The sequence below is a fragment of the Streptomyces sp. NPDC026522 genome, assembly GCF_055567555.1.
Genome location: NZ_JBVHQF010000002.1, coordinates 196,448 through 215,739 on the forward strand (window position 1 = coordinate 196,448; position 19,292 = coordinate 215,739).

At 73.8% G+C, this 19,292-nt stretch carries 15 protein-coding genes; 9 read left to right on the forward strand and 6 right to left on the reverse strand.

Features of this window, described 5'->3' with window-relative positions; genetic code table 11:
- Window positions 1-26: 26 nt before the first annotated feature.
- Window positions 27-854 (reverse strand): esterase/lipase family protein, encoded by an 828-nt coding sequence (locus ACZ4M3_RS05425; RefSeq protein ID WP_467730324.1) that lies wholly within the window; start codon window positions 852-854, stop codon window positions 27-29.
- Window positions 855-1,097: 243 nt separating this feature from the next.
- On the opposite strand from ACZ4M3_RS05425, the gene ACZ4M3_RS05430 reads away from it, so the two are divergent.
- Window positions 1,098-1,502 carry a cobalamin B12-binding domain-containing protein gene (locus tag ACZ4M3_RS05430; protein WP_453352868.1) on the forward strand — a complete coding sequence of 135 codons (405 nt, stop codon included), beginning with the start codon at window positions 1,098-1,100 and terminating at the stop codon, window positions 1,500-1,502.
- A 65-nt stretch (window positions 1,503-1,567) separates the two neighbouring features.
- Here ACZ4M3_RS05430 and ACZ4M3_RS05435 read toward each other — a convergent pair whose 3' ends face one another.
- Together ACZ4M3_RS05435 and ACZ4M3_RS05440 are read right to left on the reverse strand one after the other, a co-directional pair.
- Window positions 1,568-3,181 (reverse strand): DUF5691 domain-containing protein, encoded by a 1,614-nt coding sequence (locus tag ACZ4M3_RS05435; protein WP_467730325.1) that lies wholly within the window; start codon window positions 3,179-3,181, stop codon window positions 1,568-1,570.
- A gap of 276 nt (window positions 3,182-3,457) precedes the next feature.
- Window positions 3,458-4,795, reverse strand: a complete 1,338-nt coding sequence (locus ACZ4M3_RS05440) for an SWIM zinc finger family protein (protein WP_467730326.1) — start codon at window positions 4,793-4,795, stop codon at window positions 3,458-3,460.
- Between the two features lie 134 nt (window positions 4,796-4,929).
- Here ACZ4M3_RS05440 and ACZ4M3_RS05445 point away from each other — a divergent pair, with 134 nt between their 5' ends.
- The 5 genes from ACZ4M3_RS05445 (at window position 4,930) to sucD (ending at window position 11,960) form a co-directional block, all read left to right on the forward strand.
- Entirely contained in the window at window positions 4,930-6,036 is a 1,107-nt protein-coding gene (locus ACZ4M3_RS05445) for an ATP-binding protein (protein WP_467730327.1), read from the forward strand.
- Window positions 6,033-8,318 (forward strand): DUF5682 family protein, encoded by a 2,286-nt coding sequence (locus ACZ4M3_RS05450; RefSeq protein ID WP_467730328.1) that lies wholly within the window; start codon window positions 6,033-6,035, stop codon window positions 8,316-8,318. The genes ACZ4M3_RS05445 and ACZ4M3_RS05450 overlap by 4 nt, the downstream gene beginning before the upstream one ends.
- A 106-nt stretch (window positions 8,319-8,424) precedes the next feature.
- Complete coding sequence (locus ACZ4M3_RS05455) at window positions 8,425-9,594, forward strand: vWA domain-containing protein (RefSeq protein WP_467730329.1); 1,170 nt, start codon at window positions 8,425-8,427, stop codon at window positions 9,592-9,594.
- 275 nt (window positions 9,595-9,869) lie between these two features.
- Window positions 9,870-11,048, forward strand: coding sequence for an ADP-forming succinate--CoA ligase subunit beta (gene sucC, locus ACZ4M3_RS05460; RefSeq protein WP_190183066.1), 1,179 nt, complete (start codon window positions 9,870-9,872; stop codon window positions 11,046-11,048).
- A gap of 21 nt (window positions 11,049-11,069) precedes the next feature.
- Entirely contained in the window at window positions 11,070-11,960 is an 891-nt protein-coding gene (gene sucD, locus ACZ4M3_RS05465; RefSeq protein WP_136213293.1) for a succinate--CoA ligase subunit alpha, read from the forward strand.
- 84 nt (window positions 11,961-12,044) lie between these two features.
- Here sucD and ACZ4M3_RS05470 read toward each other — a convergent pair whose 3' ends face one another.
- Window positions 12,045-13,493: a helix-turn-helix domain-containing protein gene (locus ACZ4M3_RS05470; RefSeq protein ID WP_467730330.1), complete on the reverse strand. Its 1,449-nt coding sequence runs from the start codon at window positions 13,491-13,493 to the stop codon at window positions 12,045-12,047.
- 119 nt (window positions 13,494-13,612) lie between these two features.
- On the opposite strand from ACZ4M3_RS05470, the gene ACZ4M3_RS05475 reads away from it, so the two are divergent.
- Window positions 13,613-15,139 carry a cell division protein PerM gene (locus ACZ4M3_RS05475; protein WP_467730331.1) on the forward strand — a complete coding sequence of 509 codons (1,527 nt, stop codon included), beginning with the start codon at window positions 13,613-13,615 and terminating at the stop codon, window positions 15,137-15,139.
- Window positions 15,140-15,368: 229 nt separating this feature from the next.
- On the opposite strand, the gene ACZ4M3_RS05480 is transcribed toward ACZ4M3_RS05475, so the two are convergent.
- Window positions 15,369-15,911, reverse strand: a complete 543-nt coding sequence (locus tag ACZ4M3_RS05480) for a hypothetical protein (protein ID WP_467730332.1) — start codon at window positions 15,909-15,911, stop codon at window positions 15,369-15,371.
- Window positions 15,912-16,164: 253 nt separating this feature from the next.
- Between ACZ4M3_RS05480 and purN the strand changes: the two genes are divergently transcribed.
- Window positions 16,165-16,788, forward strand: a complete 624-nt coding sequence (gene purN / locus ACZ4M3_RS05485) for a phosphoribosylglycinamide formyltransferase (protein WP_467730333.1) — start codon at window positions 16,165-16,167, stop codon at window positions 16,786-16,788.
- Window positions 16,785-18,380: a bifunctional phosphoribosylaminoimidazolecarboxamide formyltransferase/IMP cyclohydrolase gene (gene purH, locus ACZ4M3_RS05490; protein WP_467730334.1), complete on the forward strand. Its 1,596-nt coding sequence runs from the start codon at window positions 16,785-16,787 to the stop codon at window positions 18,378-18,380. The genes purN and purH overlap by 4 nt, the downstream gene beginning before the upstream one ends.
- 117 nt (window positions 18,381-18,497) lie before the next feature.
- Here the strand turns inward: purH and ACZ4M3_RS05495 are convergent, their stop codons facing one another.
- On the reverse strand, window positions 18,498-19,244 hold the full coding sequence (locus tag ACZ4M3_RS05495; RefSeq protein WP_467730335.1) for an RDD family protein: 747 nt from the start codon (window positions 19,242-19,244) through the stop codon (window positions 18,498-18,500).
- Window positions 19,245-19,292: the final 48 nt, after the last annotated feature.

Consider the following 19,292-nt stretch of genomic DNA (forward strand, 5'->3'; position numbering starts at 1 on the left):
CGGATGCCTCGGATGTCTCAGATACCTCAGATGGCGATGCGGCGCACTTCGGTTCCGTCGGCGCTGGAGGAAGAACGGGCCTGAGGTCCGTCCAGGGCGTGCCGGATCGCGCTGATCACGGTGGGGTGGACCGGGAGCGCCAAGTGGCCGATACCGGTGACCAGCACGTTCTCGGCGGTCAGGTCGGGGTGGTCGAGGCGGGCCGTCCCCGGGGGCGTCATCAGCGCGTCGAACTCGCTCCAGAACGCCACGCAGCGGGTCCGGCAGCCCGGAGCCGGGGCGTCCAGTTCCGCCATGACCTCGGAGCCCGGCCGCATCTGCCTGACCAGCGGGTGGGCGTCCATGAAGGGTGCCACGGTGGTGCCGGAGTGCGGGGTGCCGAGCGTGACCAGGGTGCGTACGCGGGCGTCGCCGCCGAGCCGCTGGATGTAGTACCGGGCCACCAGCCCGCCGAGGCTGTGTCCGACCAGGTCGATCCGCTCCTGGCCGCTGCGCTCGCACAGCTCCTCCACGCGGCGCGCCAGATGCCCGGCGGTGGCGCGCAGGTCGCGGGTGAACGGAGAGTAGTTGTACGACTCCACCCGCCGCAGGCCGCCTGCGGCCAGCGCGCGGCGCAGCAGGACGAAGACCGAGCGGTTGTCGGTGAAGCCGTGCAGCAGCAGCACCGGGGGCCGCTGGTCGGCAGCCTCGCCGGCCGGGTCGGCGGCGAGCCGTTCGGCGAGCACCCCAGTGGGGTACAGGACCAGGTGCCCGGTCAGTACCACCGCCTCCAGGACGGCTGCCCGAAGGGCCGCCGCCGACTGGGAGACGGAGAGCGGTAAGGGTGTGGATATCGGCGTGATCGACAGCCCCATGGCGGCCTCCGGGCCTCTTGGGAATGCGGCCGTACAGCCGACGTGCCCCGCCTCCGTGCCGTGCGGCTGTCGGCACGGTGGCGGGACGACTCGGTGCGGCTCCCCCGTGAGTCACTGGCGGGGGCGCTGAACCAGTGGCGGTGGTTCCACGCTCCCACGTGTGATTTCCCCCTCCTGCTTGACCGCGAAACGGGCTGGTGCGCGATGCTGTACTTAACGTTCGTTCACTCGGGAGGCAGTGCGATGGGTGTGACCGGTCCGATCCGTGTGGTGGTGGCCAAGCCGGGTCTCGACGGCCACGACCGCGGGGCCAAGGTGATCGCGCGGGCGCTGCGGGACGCGGGCATGGAGGTCATCTACACCGGCCTGCACCAGACCCCCGAGCAGATCGTGGACACCGCGATCCAGGAGGACGCGGACGCGATCGGCCTCTCCATCCTCTCGGGTGCCCACAACACGCTGTTCGTGCGGGTGCTGGAGCTGCTGAAGGAACGGGACGCGGAGGACATCAAGGTCTTCGGCGGCGGCATCATCCCGGAGGACGACATCGCCCCGCTGAAGGAGAAGGGCGTGGCGGAGATCTTCACCCCGGGCGCCACTACGACGTCGATCGTGGACTGGGTCAACGCGAACGTCCGCCAGTCCTGACCGGTCCTGACCGGTCCTGACCAGGGCGGGGCCGCCGGCCCGGTCCCGGCGGGGCGGACCCCGGCTCAGTCGGCCGGGGCCAGTTCCGCGAGCATGGCCGCGCGCAGGTGCAGGGTGGAGGCCAGCCGCTGGAAGGCCTCCTCCCAGTAGGCCGCCGCGCCCGCCGACGGCTCGGCGGGGGCCGCCGGGGCCCTGGTCAGGGCTTCCAGGTGGGCGGCGTCCGCAGGGTCGAGGCAGCGCTCCGCCAGGCCCATCACCCCGCTGAAGCTCCACGGGTAGCCGCCCGCCCGCCGGGCCGCGTCCAGTGCGTCCACCACCGCCCGGCCCAGCGCCCCCGCCCACGGCACCACACACACCCCGAGCAGCTGGAACGCCTCCGACAGCCCGTGCGCCCGGACGAACTCCGCCACCCACTCGGCCCGCTCCCCGTCCGGCAGCACCGACAGCAGCTTCGCCCGTTCCGCCAGTGACGCCGTGCCCGGGCCGGCCGCCGGCGGGGCGGACGCCGAGCCGAGCAGCGCCTTCGACCACTGCGCGTCACGCTGGCGCACCGCCGCCCGGCACCACGCCGCGTGCAGTTCCTCCGCCCAGCCGTCACCGACCGGCAGGGCCACTATCTCCGCCGGGGTGAGCCCCCCGAACCGCTCCCGCCAGCGGGACAGCGGAGCCGCCTCCACGAGCTGGCCCAGCCACCAGGCCCGCTCCCCGCGTCCCGCGGGCGGCCGCTTGACCACGCCGTCCCGCAGCATCCCGGCATCGCACTCCGCCGGCGGGTCGATCCCCTCCGGACCCACGCAGGCCAGCGCCCGCTGCGCCATTCGCCCCGCCAGCGCCGAACCCGTCAGCGCCGACAGCAGCTCGGCCGCCGTCGCCCGGACGTTGCGGCTGCGGTCGCCCAGGGCCGCCTCCAGGAACGGCTCGTCCCGGTCGGACAGCCCCACCCGCAGCGAGTCCAGGAACATCAGCCGGTCCTCGGCCCGTTCGGCGGACCAGGTGGTGGCCAGCAGCCGGATCGCGGCGGCCGGGTCGTGCGCCCGTACGGCGCCCAGCAGCGCCACCCGTTCGGCGAACAGGCCCTCCTGCCAGAGCTGTTCGACCCCCTCGTGGTCCTCGGGACGGGGCAGCTCCAGCGCGCCGCCCGCCCCGCCGCGCAGCGCGAACCGCCAGTCCGGGTTCAGCCGGGCCAGCCACAGCCCGCGGCTCCCGGCCAGGGCCAGCGCGTGCGGCCGCAGGTCGGTGCGGGCCTTGGCGGCGTCCAGCAGCGCCGGGACCAGCGCCACCGGAGCGCGGTAGCCGTGCCGGACCGCGGCGGCCAGCCACTGCGGCAGCAGCTCCGTCAGATCCGGGGCGGCCCCCCGCCGGCCGCCGGAGCCGCCCGCACCGCCGCGGCCCGCGAGCAGCTGCGCGAGCCGCCGCCGGGCCGCTTCCGGCGGCTGGGGGCGCGGATCGCCCGGCGCCGGCGCGGGACGCTCCCGCGCCCGGGCCGGCCGCAGCCCGGCCCGGCGCCGCAGCGTCTGTACGGCCGCCTCGCCCAACAGGGCCTCAGGCGAGCCGCCCCGGCGCCGCTCGGTGCCGAGCAGCGCCGCGGCGACCAGCCCGTCCCAGTCGGCGTACGCCTCCCGGCCCTCGTCTCCCGCGTGCGCCGTCCCTCCGGCGCGCGCCGCCCCAGCCGTCTCCATCGGACCCCTCCCTCGTCGTGTCCCGTGCCGTGATTGCCGTGCTTGCCGTGCCGTGCTCCGGTCCCGCCCCCTCCGCGGGACCGGAGCAGTATGGTGAAATGTCGGCTCAAACAGTGCGTCAGCTGGCGTGGTTGTCGTTCATCAAAGCCCCCCGGCTTTCTCGGTACCGCACGACGGCGCCCCCGCGCCGCCGGTCCCTCCCCAGCGCCGGCGCTCCCCCGCGCCGATCGCCTCTTGCTGTTCCGCCGCCGCCTCCCGGCGCGGCGGCCCCGCCCGTCAGACCAGAGCCACCGGTTCCGGTGCGTCCGGCTGCCAGGCCGTCAGGGGGGTGAACCCCCGGTGGCCGACCTCCCCGAACACCGTCACCGGACCCCCGCCCGACAGCGCGGCGAGCTGCCACAGCCCCGACCGGGATCCGCTCCCCGGCCCGGCGAGCGGCACCGGCAGCGCCGACGCCCCCTCCAGGTCCGCCAGTTGCCAGCCCAGCTCACCCGGTACGGGAACCACCGGACCCAGCACCACCGGCCAAGACTCCAGCCAGGGGTCCTCCCGCAGCGCGGCCCCGTACGCCTCCAGAGCCGCCTGCGGACTCACCCCGGCCGGCACCCGGCCGCCCGGCACCGCGGCCGAGTACCGTTCCCCGAGGTCCGCCCGCAGTCCCGCCGAACCGGGCCGGAAGCGGGCTTCCGCCTCCAGTACCAGTCCGACCGGCAGCGCCAGCCCCGGAGGCCGCCCGGGCGGCCCGAAGTCCAGCACCAGGGCCGGCCGCCCGCTCGCCAGCCCGCGCAGCCATATCCGGCGGGTGGTGAGCCGGCCGTCCGGGGACGCCGAGTCGTACTGGGCCAGCACGAGCCAGTGGTCCCGTACGGCTGCGCCCTCCGCCGAAGACGGAAGTCCCACCCGGGTCCGGACCGTCGCGGCCAGCTGCTCCGGCAGTCCGGACACCCCCAGCCAGGCCCGGTCGAGCAGGTGCAGCAGCGCGAACTCCTCAAGCATCCGGGCGGGCCAGTCGGAGCCGCAACCGGGTATTGTCCCCAACTCCCGCACCCTGGAGGCCAGTCCCGGCGCCTGGGCGTCGACCATCCGGGCCGCCGTCTCCTCCCACGGCCCGTACCCCGCCTGCTCCTGGCCGGCCAGTCCGCCGCGCAGCAGGTCCACGAGCCGCTGCTCCAGCTCGCCGACCCCCGCCCCGATCCGGGCCGCCCGCCGCTCGGCCCGCTTCCTGGCCGCCTCCTCGTCCACCGGCTTCGCCGCCGCCGGCCGGGCCGTCTTCGCCGCCCGCTCCGCCAGCCACTCCCCGGCCCACTCCGGCGCCCGTCCCTGATCCCCCACCCCCTCCGTCGCCCAGAGCAGCAGCAGCCCCAGCGCGTGCTTGCACGGGAACTTCCGGCTCGGGCAGGAGCACTTGTACGCCGGGCCCGTCAGGTCCACGACCGTCCGGTACGGCGTCCTGCCGCTGCCCTTGCACAGACCCCACACCGCACCGGAAGCGGAACCTCCGGTCTGGGACCACGGTCCCGCCCCACCCAGCTTGCCCCCCGCCTTCCGCGACGCATCGTCAGGAGCCAGAGCCAGTACCTGTTCCGCTGTCCAGCGGACCCCCTGCTCAGTCATGTGTCCCACCGTAGAGACCCCCACTGACAATCGCTCTGACCTGCAACGACGCCTCGAACAAGGGGCGTTGTCAGTGGTGTGGTGCACCGTGGTTCCAGCAGTCGGGAGCGGCTGCCGAGCATTGGAGGGGGACCATGAGCACGCCCGGAACCGAACACCGCGCAGAAGCACTGCGACCGCACGCCGAGGACGCCTTCGCGGAGGAACTGAAAGCCCTGGCGGCCGCCGACGACCGGCCCCGCCCGACCCGCTGGAAGCTCTCCCCTTGGGCCGTCGCCACGTACCTGCTCGGCGGCACCCTGGACGACGGGACCGTGATCACACCCAAGTACGTCGGCCCGCGCCGCATCGTCGAAGTGGCCGTCACCACGCTGGCCACCGACCGCGCGCTGCTGCTGCTCGGAGTCCCCGGCACCGCCAAGACCTGGGTGTCCGAACACCTGGCCGCCGCCGTCAGCGGGGACTCCACCCTGCTCGTCCAGGGCACCGCCGGCACCCCGGAGGAAGCCATCCGCTACGGCTGGAACTACGCCCGCCTCCTGGCCCACGGCCCGAGCCGCGAAGCCCTCGTCCCCAGCCCCGTCATGCGGGCCATGGCCGACGGCATGACCGCCCGGGTCGAGGAACTCACCCGCATCCCGGCCGACGTCCAGGACACCCTCATCACCGTCCTGTCCGAGAAGACGCTCCCCATACCGGAGCTCGGGCAGGAGGTGCAGGCCGTGCGCGGCTTCAACCTCATCGCCACCGCCAACGACCGCGACCGCGGGGTCAACGAGCTCTCCAGCGCGCTGCGCCGCCGCTTCAACACCGTGGTGCTGCCCCTGCCCGCCACCGCCGACGCCGAGGTCGACATCGTCGCCCGCCGCGTCGACCAGATGGGCCGCGCCCTGGACCTGCCGGCGGCGCCCGAGGGCCTGGAGGAGATCCGCCGCGTCGTCACCGTCTTCCGCGAGCTGCGCGACGGGGTCACCGGCGACGGTCGCACCAAGGTCAAGTCGCCCAGCGGCACCCTGTCCACCGCCGAGGCCATCTCCGTGGTCACCGGCGGCCTGGCGCTGGCCGCCCACTTCGGGGACGGCGTCCTGCGCCCCTCCGACGTGGCCGCCGGAATCCTCGGCGCCGTCGTCCGCGACCCGGCCGCCGACCGGGTGGTCTGGCAGGAGTACCTCGAAGCCGTCGTCCGCGAGCGGGACGGCTGGAAGGACTTCTACCGCGCCTGCCGGGAGGTGACGGCATGACCCGGCGGACCGAGGGCCCCCTCCTGCTGGGGGTCCGGCACCACGGTCCGGGCTCCGCCCGGGCCGTGCGGGCCGCGCTGGACGAAGCGCAGCCGTCGGCGGTGCTCATCGAAGGGCCGCCGGAAGGGGACGCGCTGCTGCCGCTCGCCGCCGACCCGCAGATGCGGCCGCCCGTCGCCCTGCTCGCCCACGCGGCGGACGATCCGGGCCGGGCCGCGTTCTGGCCGCTGGCCGGGTTCTCCCCGGAGTGGGCCGCCATCCGCTGGGCCCTGCAGCGGGACGTACCCGTCCGGTTCATCGACCTCCCCGCCGCCCACTCGCTGGCCGCGGCGCAGGACCAGGAGGAGGACGCCGACTCCGTACGGATCGACCCCCTCGCGGTGCTGGCCGAGAGCGCCGGGTACGACGACCCCGAGCGATGGTGGGAGGACGTCGTCGAGCACCGGGACGCCGGACGGGAAGACCCCCTGGCGGCGTTCGAGGCCCTCGGCGAGGCCATGGGCGCGCTGCGCGAGGCGTACGGGGCTGGCGGCGGGCGCGACTTGGTGCGGGAGGCGTACATGCGCCAGCGGATGCGGGCCGCGCGCCGGGAGTTCGGCGACGGCTACGCAGTGGTCTGCGGGGCCTGGCACGTCCCGGCCCTGCGCGCCCCGGCCACGGCCACCGCCGACAGGGCACTGCTCAGCGGACTGCCCAAGATCAAGGTCGAGACCACCTGGGTGCCCTGGACCCACCGCCGGCTCGCCCGGGCCGGGGGATACGGGGCCGGCATCAGCTCGCCCGGCTGGTACGCGCACCTCTTCACCGCCCGGGACCGGCCCGTCGAGCGCTGGCTGACGAAGGTCGCGGGCCTGCTCCGGGAAGAGGACCGGCAGGTCTCCTCCGCCCACGTCATCGAGGCGGTCCGGCTGGCGCAGACCCTCGCCGCAGTCCGGGGCCGGCCGGTGCCCGGCCTGACCGAGACCCTGGAGGCGGCCCGGGCGGTCATGTGCGACGGCTCCGACATACCGCTCGCCCTCATCGAGGACCGTCTGGTGGTCGGGGACGTACTGGGCGAAGTCCCCGACGCGGCGCCCGTCGTACCGCTCCAGCGCGACCTCACCCGCAGTCAGCGCACCCTGCGCCTCAAAGCGGAGGCGCAGGACCGCGAGCTGGAACTGGACCTGCGCAAGGACACCGACGCCGGCAAGTCGCTGCTCCTGCACCGGCTGCGGCTGCTCGGCATCGACTGGGGGACACCCACCGCCTCCCGCGGCAGCACCGGCACCTTCCGGGAGACCTGGCGGCTGCGCTGGGAGCCCGAGCTGTCGGTACGGGTCGCGGAGGCGGGCATCTGGGGCACGACCGTCCTGGGGGCGGCCACCGCCCGGGCCGAAGCGCTCGCGGCGGACGCGGCCGAACTGGCCGAAGTCACCGCCCTGGCCGAACGGTGCCTGCTGGCCGGGCTGTCCGAGGCACTGCCCGCCGTGCTGCGGGCCCTCGCGGACCGGGCCGCGCTCGACACCGATGTGGCACGCCTCGCCAAGGCGTTGCCCGCGCTGGCCCGCGCGCTGCGGTACGGGGACGTACGGGGCACCGACGCGCAGGCGCTCGGCACCGTCGCCGCCGGACTCGCGGAGCGGATATGCGTGGCCCTGCCGCCCGCCTGCGCGGCCGGACTGGACGCCGACGGCGCGGCGGAGCTGCGCGGGCACGTCGACGCCGTGCACGCGGCGATCGCCCTGCTGGCCGACGCCGACGAGGGGCTGCGGGAGCGCTGGTCGGCGGTGCTGCGGACGCTGGCCGGCCGGGACACCGTGCCCGGGCTGATCCGGGGCCGGGCCGCGCGGCTGCTCCTGGACGACGGCCGGCTCCCGCCCGAGGAGACGGCGCGGCTGATGGGCCTCGCGCTCTCCCCGGCGACCGCCCCGGCCGACGCGGCGGGCTGGATCGAGGGATTCGCCGGAGGCGGCGCGGGCGGCGGCACCCTGCTGGTCCACGACGAGCGGCTGCTCGGCCTGATCGACACCTGGCTGGTGTCGGTTCCGGCGGCCGCCTTCGTCGACGTACTGCCCCTGCTGCGGCGGACGTTCGGGGCGTACGAGCCGGGAGTGAAGCGGGCCCTGGGCGAACTGGTCCGGCGCGGACCGTCCGGCCGGGCGCGCACTGCGGGCCCCGGCTCGGCTCCCGAGGGCTTCGCCCCGGAGCTGGACCCCGTCCGCGCGGACGCGGTGGTGGACCTGGTCCGCCTGCTGCTCGCCGGGGCGGAGGGAGCGCGGGGCGCGGCGGCGGGCGCGCGCTGACGCCCGGGCGCCGCGGGACGAGGCAGACGCCGCCGACGAGAGCGGGCGGGCCGGGAAGCGGGATCAGCAAGGCGGGATCAGGAACAGGGACGAGGGGGACGGACAGATGGAGACCAGTACGGGACGGCCGGCGGACGCGGGGGAGCGACTGCGGCGGTGGCGGATGGTGCTCGGCGGTGGCGAGGGCGAGGGCACCGGCTGCGCCCTCTCCGGGCGGGACGCGCAGATGGACGCTGCGCTCACGGCGCTGTACGGCCGGAGCGCGGGCGCCGGTTCGCGCAAGCGGCAGGGGGAGCGGTCGGCCGGGCTCGGCGGGTCCGCGCCGCAGGTGGCCCGCTGGCTCGGGGACATCAGGACGTACTTCCCCAGTTCCGTGGTGCAGGTGATGCAGCGCGACGCCATCGAACGGCTCGGCCTGTCCTCCCTGCTGCTGGAGCCGGAGATGCTGGAGGCACTGGAGCCCGACGTCCACCTCGTCGGCACCCTGCTCTCGCTCAACAAGGCCATGCCCGAGACGACCCGCGAGACCGCCCGCGCGGTGGTGGCCAAGGTCGTCGAACAGTTGGAGAAGCGCCTCGCCGCCCGGACCCGCGCCACCCTCACCGGCGCCCTCGACCGCTCCGCCCGCACCAGCCGCCCCCGCCACCGGGACATCGACTGGGACCGGACGATCCGCGCCAACCTCAAGAACTACCTGCCCGAGTACCGCACCGTCGTCCCGGAGCGGCTGATCGGGTACGGCCGGGCGGCGCAGTCCGTGAAGAAGGAGGTCATCCTCTGCATCGACCAGTCGGGTTCGATGGCGGCGTCCGTCGTCTACGCCTCGGTCTTCGGGGCGGTGCTCGCCTCGATGCGGACGATCGCCACCCGGCTGGTGGTGTTCGACACGGCGGTCGTGGACCTCACGGACCAGCTCGACGACCCGGTCGACGTGCTCTTCGGCACCCAGCTCGGCGGCGGCACCGACATCAACCGGGCCCTCGGCTACTGCCAGTCGAAGATCACCCGGCCGGCCGACACCGTCGTCGTCCTGATCAGTGATCTCTACGAGGGCGGCATACGCGACGGGATGCTCAAGCGGGTCGCGGCGATGAAGGCCGCCGGAGTGGAGTTCGTGACCCTGCTCGCCCTGTCGGACGAAGGCGCGCCCGCCTACGACCGCGAGCACGCGGCGGCCCTGGCAGCGCTCGGCACGCCCGCCTTCGCCTGCACTCCCGACCTCTTCCCCGACGTGATGGCCGCCGCCCTGGAGAAGCGGCCGCTGCCCGTGCCGTGAGCGTCCGCCGCCCCCGGCCGGCGGTCGGCGGATCGTACGAACGCGCAGCTCAACCATGAGGGGATCTGTGACAGGTATCACCGCTCAGGTGCGACCTGTGATTTAGGGACGCACGTCCCGCGGGGATAACCTGCGAGACGGACATGCCGCGTCCACGGTCACCGTGTGCGCCTTCCTTGTGACAGCGCCGTCACGTTGCCCTCCGCGGCACGCCCACGCAGATAGCAGACAACCGCGAATCACTGCGAATCTTTGAAGACAAGGGACGGACGCGCGTGGACCTGTTCGAGTACCAGGCGAGGGACCTCTTCGCCAAGCACGGTGTACCGGTGCTGGCCGGTGAAGTGATCGACACGCCTGAGGCGGCTCGCGAGGCCACCGAGCGGCTGGGCGGCAAGTCGGTCGTCAAGGCGCAGGTGAAGGTCGGCGGCCGCGGCAAGGCCGGCGGCGTCAAGCTCGCCGCCACCCCGGACGAGGCAGTCGCCCGGGCGACGGACATCCTCGGCATGGACATCAAGGGCCACACGGTCCACAAGGTGATGATCGCCGAGACCGCTCCCGAGATCCTCGAGGAGTACTACGTCTCGTACCTCCTCGACCGCACCAACCGCACCTTCCTGGCCATGGCCTCGGTGCAGGGCGGCATGGACATCGAGGAGGTCGCGGAGAAGACCCCCGAGGCCCTCGCGAAGGTCCCGGTCAACGCCAACGAGGGCGTCACCATCGAGAAGGCCCGCGAGATCGTCGCGCAGGCGAAGTTCCCGGCCGAGGTCGCCGAGAAGGTCGCCGAGGTCCTCGTGACCCTGTGGCAGACCTTCATCGCCGAGGACGCGCTCCTCGTCGAGGTCAATCCGCTCGCGAAGGTCGCCAACGGCGACGTCATCGCGCTCGACGGCAAGGTCTCGCTCGACGAGAACGCCGAGTTCCGCCAGCCGGGCCACGAGGAGTTCGTGGACCACGCGGCCGCGAACCCGCTGGAGGCCGCCGCCAAGGCGAAGAACCTCAACTACGTCAAGCTCGACGGTGAGGTCGGCATCATCGGCAACGGCGCGGGTCTCGTCATGAGCACCCTTGACGTCGTCGCCTACGCCGGCGAGAACCATGGCGGCGTCAAGCCCGCCAACTTCCTGGACATCGGCGGTGGCGCCTCCGCCGCCGTCATGGCCAACGGTCTCGAGATCATCCTCGGCGACCCGGACGTCAAGTCCGTCTTCGTCAACGTCTTCGGTGGCATCACCGCCTGTGACGAGGTCGCCAACGGCATCGTCCAGGCGCTGGCCCTGCTGGAGGAGAAGGGCGAGGCGGTCACCAAGCCGCTCGTCGTCCGTCTCGACGGCAACAACGCCGAGCTGGGTCGCAAGATCCTCTCGGACGCCAACCACCCGCTGGTGCAGCGCGTGGACACCATGGACGGCGCGGCCGACAAGGCCGCCGAGCTCGCGGCTGCGAAGTAAGGGCAGAGGTCACAGACTCACATGGCTATCTTCCTCAACAAGGACAGCAAGGTCATCGTCCAGGGCATGACCGGTGCCACGGGCATGAAGCACACCAAGCTGATGCTGGCTGACGGCACCAACATCGTCGGCGGCGTGAACCCGCGCAAGGCCGGCACCACCGTCGACTTCGACGGCACCGAGGTCCCGGTCTTCGGCTCGGTCGCCGAGGCGATGGAGAAGACGGGCGCCAACGTCTCCGTCCTCTTCGTCCCGCCGGCCTTCGCCAAGGCCGCCGTCGTCGAGGCCATCGACGCCGAGATCCCGCTGGCCGTCGTCATCACCGAGGGCATCGCGGTGCACGACTCCGCCGCCTTCTGGGCGTACGCGACCGCCAAGGGCAACAAGACCCGCATCATCGGCCCGAACTGCCCGGGCCTGATCACCCCCGGCCAGTCCAACGCCGGCATCATCCCGGGCGACATCACCAAGCCCGGCCGGATCGGTCTCGTGTCGAAGTCCGGCACGCTGACCTACCAGATGATGTACGAGCTCCGTGACATCGGCTTCTCCTCCGCCGTCGGCATCGGTGGCGACCCGGTCATCGGCACCACGCACATCGACGCCCTCGCGGCGTTCGAGGCGGACCCCGAGACCGACCTCATCGTCATGATCGGCGAGATCGGCGGCGACGCCGAGGAGCGTGCGGCGGACTTCATCGCGAAGAACGTCACCAAGCCGGTCGTCGGTTACGTCGCGGGCTTCACCGCCCCCGAGGGCAAGACCATGGGCCACGCCGGCGCCATCGTCTCCGGTTCTTCTGGCACCGCACAGGCCAAGAAGGAGGCCCTTGAGGCCGCGGGCGTGAAGGTCGGCAAGACGCCGACCGAGACGGCCAAGCTGGCGCGCGAGATCCTGAACGCCGCTCAGTAAGCAGCAGCCGTACGTGCGTACGGGCGTGGCCCGCACCCTCCGGGGTGCGGGCCACGCCCGTTTCCGGGTCCGTCGGGTGCCGCGCTACTCGACCTTCGGCGCGAGGCGGGCCGGACCGGCCGCCGGGTCGGAGCGGAGCCGGTCGTGCAGCTCCTTGCTCTGCTGGGTGAACCGCTGGGGCCCGCTGAGCGGGGGGACCCCGGAGACGCTCGTACCGGGTGCGATCGCGGGGATGTACTGGGTCGGCGCCGTGGTCGCCGTGTACGCAGTCGCGACCGCGATCACCGCCGTCAGGCCGAGCGCCGCCCGGCTCAGCGCCCGGGAGCGGCGCTCGCAGGAGGTGCGCACGGAGGCCGCCGGGCGCGGTTCGAGGGAGACGGCGGGGCGGACCGAGCCCATGCGTTCGCGCAGCCGGGCGGACCGCTGCGCGGGCGGCAGGCCGGCCAGCTCGGGCAGCCGGGCGGTGAGCTCGGCGTGCGCGTTCAGCAGGCGCAGACCCGTGGTCGGGGTCGACGCCTCGATCTCCGCGGCCGTGTCGGGGAGATCGAGGCCGACGCCGTCGTAGAGCAGGACGGCCCGGCGGTACGCGGTGGGCAGTGCGAGCAGCGCGTCCATCGTGATCCGGTCGGCGGGTTCGGCCGGGGCCTTGTCGGGGTGGCGGAAGGCCCGGCGGAACCGGTGCCAGGGGGAGAGGGCGTACTCGTACGAGACCGCGCGCACCCACCCCACCGGGTCCGGGTCGGTGGCGACCTCGGGCCAGCGGGCCCACGCCTGGAGGAACGCCTTGTCGACGGCCTCCAGGGCGAGGGAGCGGCGGCCGGTGAGCAGGTACGCCTGGCGGACGAGGGCCGGGGCGGCGTAGGTGTACAGGGCGTCGAAGGCCCGAGCGGGGGTCAGGGGGCCGGGATCGACGGGGGGTTCGGGCTCGGCGGTGGCCTCGGCTGCCGGCTCGGCTTCGGCTTCGGCCTCGGCCTCGACGGTCGGCGTGTCGGGTTCGGGCGCGGGGCCGGTCCGGGTCTCGGGTGCGGGCTGCGGCTGCGGCTGCGGCTGCGGCTGCGGCTGCGGCTGCGGCTCGGGCCCGGGTTCCGGGGGGAGGGCGGGGTCGGCGGGGGTCCGGGGCTCGTGGCGCGGGGAGTTGGCCGGGGGCTTCGCGGCCCGCTTCGCCGCCACCTTGGGCCGCTTGCGGGAGCCGGCCGGCCGGGCGGGGGCCGGGGAGACCCGTACGGCGCCGGGTCCGGCGGCCTTCGCGGGCTCGGACTCGGACTCGGATTCGAGCTCTGACTCGGGCTCGGGCCCGGCGGCGGAGCCGGACGCCGCGAGACGGGTGAGGAACCGGGCGTACGCCTTGCGCTTCCGGCCGCGCGGCTGCGTCCGGCCCGACTCCCACGAGCGGACCGTGGCCGGGTTGACCCCGACGGCCGCCGCCACCTCACCGTGCGTCAGTTCCGCGGATTCGCGCAGCCTTCGGCGTTCCTGGGGGGAAGGGAGGTCGGCCTCCCCCGAGGCGGAGGTCGTTCCGACGCCTTGTGTCATGCCACTCTCCCCGCGACCCGGCAGCTCTGCGCGAAAAAGTACATAAACGTATATTGAGCGACACCACGGACATTCGCCTGTTACCCGCCCATAGCGCGTGTCGTTGGCACCATGGCGGGGTGACCCAAGTGACCGAACGCGGTACCTCGTTGCCGACGGCCCCCCGGGCCGCCGTACGGCGCCGTTCGCCGGCGGCCGCCGCGTGCGTGCTCGGCGGCGCCGTCGCCGCAGGACTGGGGCTCGGCTTCCTGGCCGTGCTCGTGATCGTGCTGTGGATCAGCTCCCCCTATCCCGACAGCGGCCCCGGCGGGGCGCTGCACCTCGCGGCCGGGCTGTGGCTGCTCGCCCACGGCACCGAACTCATCCGCTACGAGACCCTGTCGGGCGTGCCCGCGCCCGTCGGGGTGACGCCGCTGCTGCTGGTGGCGCTGCCGGTGCTGCTGATGCGGCGGGCCGCGCGGCTGGGCAGCGCCTCGGGCGACGGCCAGGGGGACGACGAGGTGCTGCCGGCCAGTGTCGTGTTCTCGGCGGTGACCTGCGGGTACCTCGGCGTCGGGGCGCTGGCGACGGTGTACGCGGCGGGCGGTCCCATGCCGGCCGATCCGCTGAGCGCGGCGTGGCACCTGCCGCTGGTGGCCGTACTGGCCGCGGCGGGCGGGGTGTGGGCGGCGCGGGGCAGGCCGCTCGGCGACCTCCCGGGCTGGGTGCCGGAGTGGATGGCGGGGGGCGTACGGAGGGCCATCGCGCGCCCCCGGTACGAGCTGGCGCTGCGCTCGGGCGTGGCCGGAGCGCTGGTGCTGCTGGGCGGCGGCGTGCTGCTGGTCGGGGCGTCGCTGGTGTGGCACGGGGCGGACGTGCGGGGCTCGTTCCTGGGGCTGACCGGGGTGTGGTCGGGCCGGTTCGCGGTGCTGCTGCTGGCGGTGACGCTGGTTCCGAACGCGATGGTGTGGGGCGCGGCGTACGGTCTGGGGCCGGGCTTCGCACTGGGCGCGGGGGCGACGGTGACACCGCTCGGCTCCGTCGGATCGCACGCGGCGCTGCCGAGGTTCCCGCTGCTGGCGGCCCTGCCGGGTGTGGGGGCGGGGACTCCGCTGACGTGGGCGGCGCTCGCCGTGCCGGTGGCGGCGGGGCTGGCGGTGGGGTGGTTCGCGGTGCGGCGGGCGCGGGAGGTCTCCTACGGCGAGACGGCGTGGACGGCGGTGCTGGGTGCGGTGGTGTGCGGGGTACTGATGGCGGGGCTCGCGGCGGTGGCGGCGGGGCCGCTGGGGACGCGGGAGCTGGTCCGGTTCGGGCCGGTGTGGTGGCAGGTGGGGGGCGCTGCGGTGGTGTGGGCGGTGGTGCTGGCGGTGCCGGTGGCCGTGGTGGTGCACGGGTGGCGGGTGCGGCCGGTGAGGGGGGCGGCGGGGATGGTGGACGCGGTGGACGCGGTGGACGCGGTGGACGCGGCGGACGAGTGGCACGACTCGGGCGTGCGGGAGTTGCGGTGGGCGGTGTTGCGGGAGGCGGCCGTGCCGATGGTGGCTGCGCCGGGGGTGGCGCCGGTGGTTGAGGCGGGGCCGGAGCCGGTGGCGGTTGCTGACCCACCGTCGGGGTTGGTTCCGGGGGTGTCCGGGGCGCGGGTGCTGTCGCGCAGGCCGACCGTCTGACGGGCCGGACCGACGGTCGCACGCCGGGTGCGGCGCCGTTGCCGGGGGCCAGCCCCCGGACCCCCGCGCCTCAATCGCCGGCGGGGCGGTGCGGCGGCGCGGGCTTTGCGGGGGCCACCCCGGATCCCCGCGCCTCAATCGCCGGCGGGGCTGGAAGGGGTGGCTGCGCGGGCTTTGCGGGGGCCACCCCGGACCCCCGCACCTCAATCGCCGGCGGGGCTGGATCGGCTCAGCGTTGGACCTTGAGGATCTGGCCCACCAGGTTGTCCGGGAGGAGGGTGTTGCATTCGAGTTCGGCCGTCTTCGTCAGGGCGTCGTCGCGGCAGACGTAGAAGTCCTTGTACGCCAGCTGCAACGCGTACGAGCTCGCCGCCAGCAGCAGGGCGAGTGACGCCGTCACCAGGCCGCTGACCGCCGCCGTGCGTTGCGGGCGGGCCGCCGGGCCGAGGGAAGCGACGCCGCCGCGGAGGGCGCTGACGCCCCAGTACAGCGCGAGCGCGCCCAGCAGGAGGCCGACCGAGGGGATCCCGAAGATGCCGAAGAAGAACCCCCACATGCCCGCGAGCAGCGCGTAGCGGGCCCGGCGCTGGAGCGGGTCCGTCGGGTCCCAGCGGGCCGGGCCCTCGGGGGACGGGTCCTTGCCGTCCGGACCGGGGCCGGCGGGGCCGCGGTCGCCGCCGCGCGGCTGCCACGGCTGGTCGGGCTTGCCCTCGGGAGGCGCCGCGAAGGGGTTGTCGTCGGTCGAGGAGTCGGGCTGACGGCGGTCCGGCATCGAGTGCGTTACTTCCCCTGTGTCGTGGACGTGGCATGGGCGTGGCGTTGGCGTGGACACGTTGCGTCGCGCGGTTCGCGGCTTCCACGCCGCACGCTACCCCCAGGCCGTCCCCCCGTCCCTCGGGGGCGGTCCCGTGTGCCGGTATCGTTGCAGGCGGTCCGCCGCTTCGTATGGTTCCCCGTATATCGGGGACCCGGAGTTTCGTATGACCGTACAAGTGCAAGCGATGCCCCCCAAGAAAGGGCCGCCCATGGCCGCCTCTCGCCTGGTCGTGCTGGTTTCCGGCTCCGGCACCAACCTCCAGGCCCTGCTCGACGCCATCGACGCCCACCCCGAGGGTCCCGAGGGCTTCGGCGCCCGGGTCGTCGCGGTCGGCGCCGACCGCGACGGCATCGTCGGCCTGGAGCGCGCCGAGAAGGCCGGGATCCCCACCTTCGTGTGCCCGGTCAAGGCGTACGACACCCGCGCCGAGTGGGACGCCGCGCTCACCGAAGCCACCGCCGCCCACGAGCCGGACCTGGTGGTCTCCGCCGGGTTCATGAAGATCGTCGGGCCGGAGTTCCTGGCTCGCTTCGGCGGCCGGTTCATCAACACCCACCCCGCCCTGCTGCCCGCCTTCCCGGGCGCGCACGGCGTCCGCGACGCCCTCGCCTACGGGGCCAAGGTCACCGGCTGCACCGTCCACTTCGTGGACGGCGGCGTGGACACCGGCCCCATCATCGCCCAGGGTGTCGTCGAGATCCGGGACGGGGAGGACGAAGCCGCTCTCCATGAGCGCATCAAGGAAGTCGAGCGCACGCTGCTCGTCGACGTCGTGGGGCGCCTGGCCCGGCACGGCTACCGCATTGAGGGACGAAAGGTAACAATCCAGTGACCGCCGTAGAGACCGCAGACAGCAGCAACGACCCGACCACGACCCAGCGGCCGATCCGTCGTGCGCTCATCAGCGTCTACGACAAGACGGGACTGGAAGAGCTGGCCCGCGGCCTGCACGAGGCGGGCGTCGCGCTCGTCTCCACCGGCTCCACCGCTTCCAAGATCGCCGCGGCCGGCGTGCCCGTCACCAAGGTCGAGGAGCTCACCGGCTTCCCCGAGTGCCTGGACGGCCGGGTCAAGACCCTGCACCCGCGCGTACACGCCGGCATCCTCGCCGACCTGCGCCTGGACAGCCACCGCGAGCAGCTCCAGGAGCTCGGCGTCGAGCCCTTCGACCTGGTGGTCGTCAACCTGTACCCGTTCCTCGCCACCGTCCAGTCCGGTGCCACGGCCGACGAGTGCGTCGAGCAGATCGACATCGGCGGCCCCTCGATGGTCCGCGCCGCCGCCAAGAACCACCCCTCGGTCGCCGTCGTGACCAGCCCCGAGCGGTACGCCGACGTCCTCACCGCCGCCAGCGGCGGCGGCTTCGACCTGACCGCCCGCAAGCGGCTCGCCGCCGAGGCCTTCCAGCACACCGCCGCGTACGACGTGGCCGTCGCCTCCTGGTTCACCAACGCGTACGCCCCCGAGCCCGGGGCCGTCCTGCCCGAGTTCCTGGCCGGCGCCTGGGAGCGCAAGTCCACCCTCCGCTACGGCGAGAACCCCCACCAGGCCGCCGCCCTCTACACGGACGGGCAGCCGGGCGGGCTCGCCAACGCCGAACAGCTGCACGGCAAGGAGATGTCCTTCAACAACTACGTGGACACCGAGGCGGCCCGCCGCGCAGCCTACGACCACGAAGAGCCCTGTGTCGCGATCATCAAGCACGCCAACCCGTGCGGCATCGCCGTGGGCGACGACGTCGCCGCCGCCCACCGCAAGGCCCACGCCTGCGACCCGCTCTCCGCGTTCGGCGGCGTCATCGCCGTCAACCGTCCGGTGACGGTCGAGCTCGCCGAGCAGGTCGCGGAGATCTTCACCGAGGTCATCGCCGCCCCCGGCTACGAGGACGGCGCGGTCGAGGTCCTCGCCAAGAAGAAGAACATCCGCGTCCTGAAGGTGGACGGTACCCCGCACCAGCCGGGCGACCTCAAGCCGATCTCGGGCGGCGTGCTGCTCCAGCAGTCGGACGTGTTCCAGGCCGAGGGCGACGACCCGCAGAACTGGACCCTCGCCACCGGCGAGGCCCTCTCGGCCGCCGAGCTCGCCGAGCTGGCCTTCGCCTGGAAGGCCTGCCGGGCCGTGAAGTCGAACGCGATCCTGCTCGCCAAGGACGGCGCCTCGGTCGGTGTCGGCATGGGCCAGGTCAACCGGGTCGACTCGGCGAAGCTCGCGGTCGAGCGGGCCGGCGCCGAGCGCGCGCAGGGCTCGTACGCCGCCTCCGACGCCTTCTTCCCCTTCCCGGACGGGCTGGAGATCCTCACGGCGGCCGGCATCAAGGCCGTGGTCCAGCCGGGCGGTTCGGTCCGTGACGAGCTGGTCATCGAGGCCGCGAAGAAGGCCGGCGTGACGATGTACTTCACCGGTACCCGGCACTTCTTCCACTGAGCGGATCCCGCACACGGCGAAGGCCGCGCCCCCCTCTGCGGGGGCGCGGCCTTCGCCGTACTGCGGCGGATCGGGGCCGACGGGCGGTCAGAGCGCCCGCCGGCCCGTCAGGACCTGCTACTTCTTCACGACGATCGTGCCGGCGGCACGGTCGTGCCAGCCCTGCAGCTTGCCGGAGTTGTCGAAGAAGGGGGAGAGGTAGGTCAGGATCTGGCCGATGCCGCAGAGCAGCGCGCCGACCATCGGGATGATCCAGCGGATGAAGCCGCCGCCGATGCCCGGGACCTGGCCCGTGTTCTCCTTGACGACCTTCACGCCCAGCGCCATCTTGCCGACCGTCGCGCCCACGAACGCGATCATCAGCCATTCGTAGAGCAGGGTGGCGATGAAGAAGATGAGGATGAAGCCGAAGAACGTGGCGATGATGCCGCCCGCGGCCGCGGCCTGGTCGTTCACGCAGGACTGGTAGGCGGAGGACGCGTAGTCCATGCCCGTGCAGTCCTGGATGCTCTTCGACGCGCCGAAGACGCTCGCGAGACCGATCGAGCTGAGGATGGCGTACAGGACACCGATGACCAGACCGTCGATCACACGGGCGCCGAAGCGGCGGCCCATGGTGGCGACCTCGACGGTGCCGAGCCCGGCCACGTTGATGTAGCCGTTGTTCGCCTGGAGCGTGCCGGGGGCGGGGGGCATCGCACCGTACGGCGGCTGCCCCGGCTGCTGCGGGTAGCCGTAGCCGGGCTGCCCCTGCGGGGGGATGCCCTGCGGGGCCTGCTGCGGGTAGCCGTAGCCGGGCTGGCCCTGAGGAGGCTGCGGGGGCTGCTGCTGTCCGTACGGGTTGTTCGGGTCGCCGAAACTCATCTTGGGGTTGTTCCTCCGTGGAAGTGCGGGGACGCACGGCACTTTCGG

Coding starts and splice junctions, on each gene's coding strand:
- ACZ4M3_RS05480 (WP_467730332.1), bottom strand. CDS start 15,911: ATGCCGGACCGCCGTCAGCCCGACTCCTCGACCGACGACAACCCCTTC.
- ACZ4M3_RS05430 (WP_453352868.1), top strand. CDS start 1,098: ATGGGTGTGACCGGTCCGATCCGTGTGGTGGTGGCCAAGCCGGGTCTC.
- ACZ4M3_RS05455 (WP_467730329.1), top strand. CDS start 8,425: ATGGAGACCAGTACGGGACGGCCGGCGGACGCGGGGGAGCGACTGCGG.
- ACZ4M3_RS05445 (WP_467730327.1), top strand. CDS start 4,930: ATGAGCACGCCCGGAACCGAACACCGCGCAGAAGCACTGCGACCGCAC.
- sucD (WP_136213293.1), top strand. CDS start 11,070: ATGGCTATCTTCCTCAACAAGGACAGCAAGGTCATCGTCCAGGGCATG.
- ACZ4M3_RS05470 (WP_467730330.1), bottom strand. CDS start 13,493: ATGACACAAGGCGTCGGAACGACCTCCGCCTCGGGGGAGGCCGACCTC.
- ACZ4M3_RS05440 (WP_467730326.1), bottom strand. CDS start 4,795: ATGACTGAGCAGGGGGTCCGCTGGACAGCGGAACAGGTACTGGCTCTG.
- ACZ4M3_RS05495 (WP_467730335.1), bottom strand. CDS start 19,244: ATGAGTTTCGGCGACCCGAACAACCCGTACGGACAGCAGCAGCCCCCG.
- ACZ4M3_RS05435 (WP_467730325.1), bottom strand. CDS start 3,181: ATGGAGACGGCTGGGGCGGCGCGCGCCGGAGGGACGGCGCACGCGGGA.
- purN (WP_467730333.1), top strand. CDS start 16,165: ATGGCCGCCTCTCGCCTGGTCGTGCTGGTTTCCGGCTCCGGCACCAAC.
- ACZ4M3_RS05425 (WP_467730324.1), bottom strand. CDS start 854: ATGGGGCTGTCGATCACGCCGATATCCACACCCTTACCGCTCTCCGTC.
- ACZ4M3_RS05450 (WP_467730328.1), top strand. CDS start 6,033: ATGACCCGGCGGACCGAGGGCCCCCTCCTGCTGGGGGTCCGGCACCAC.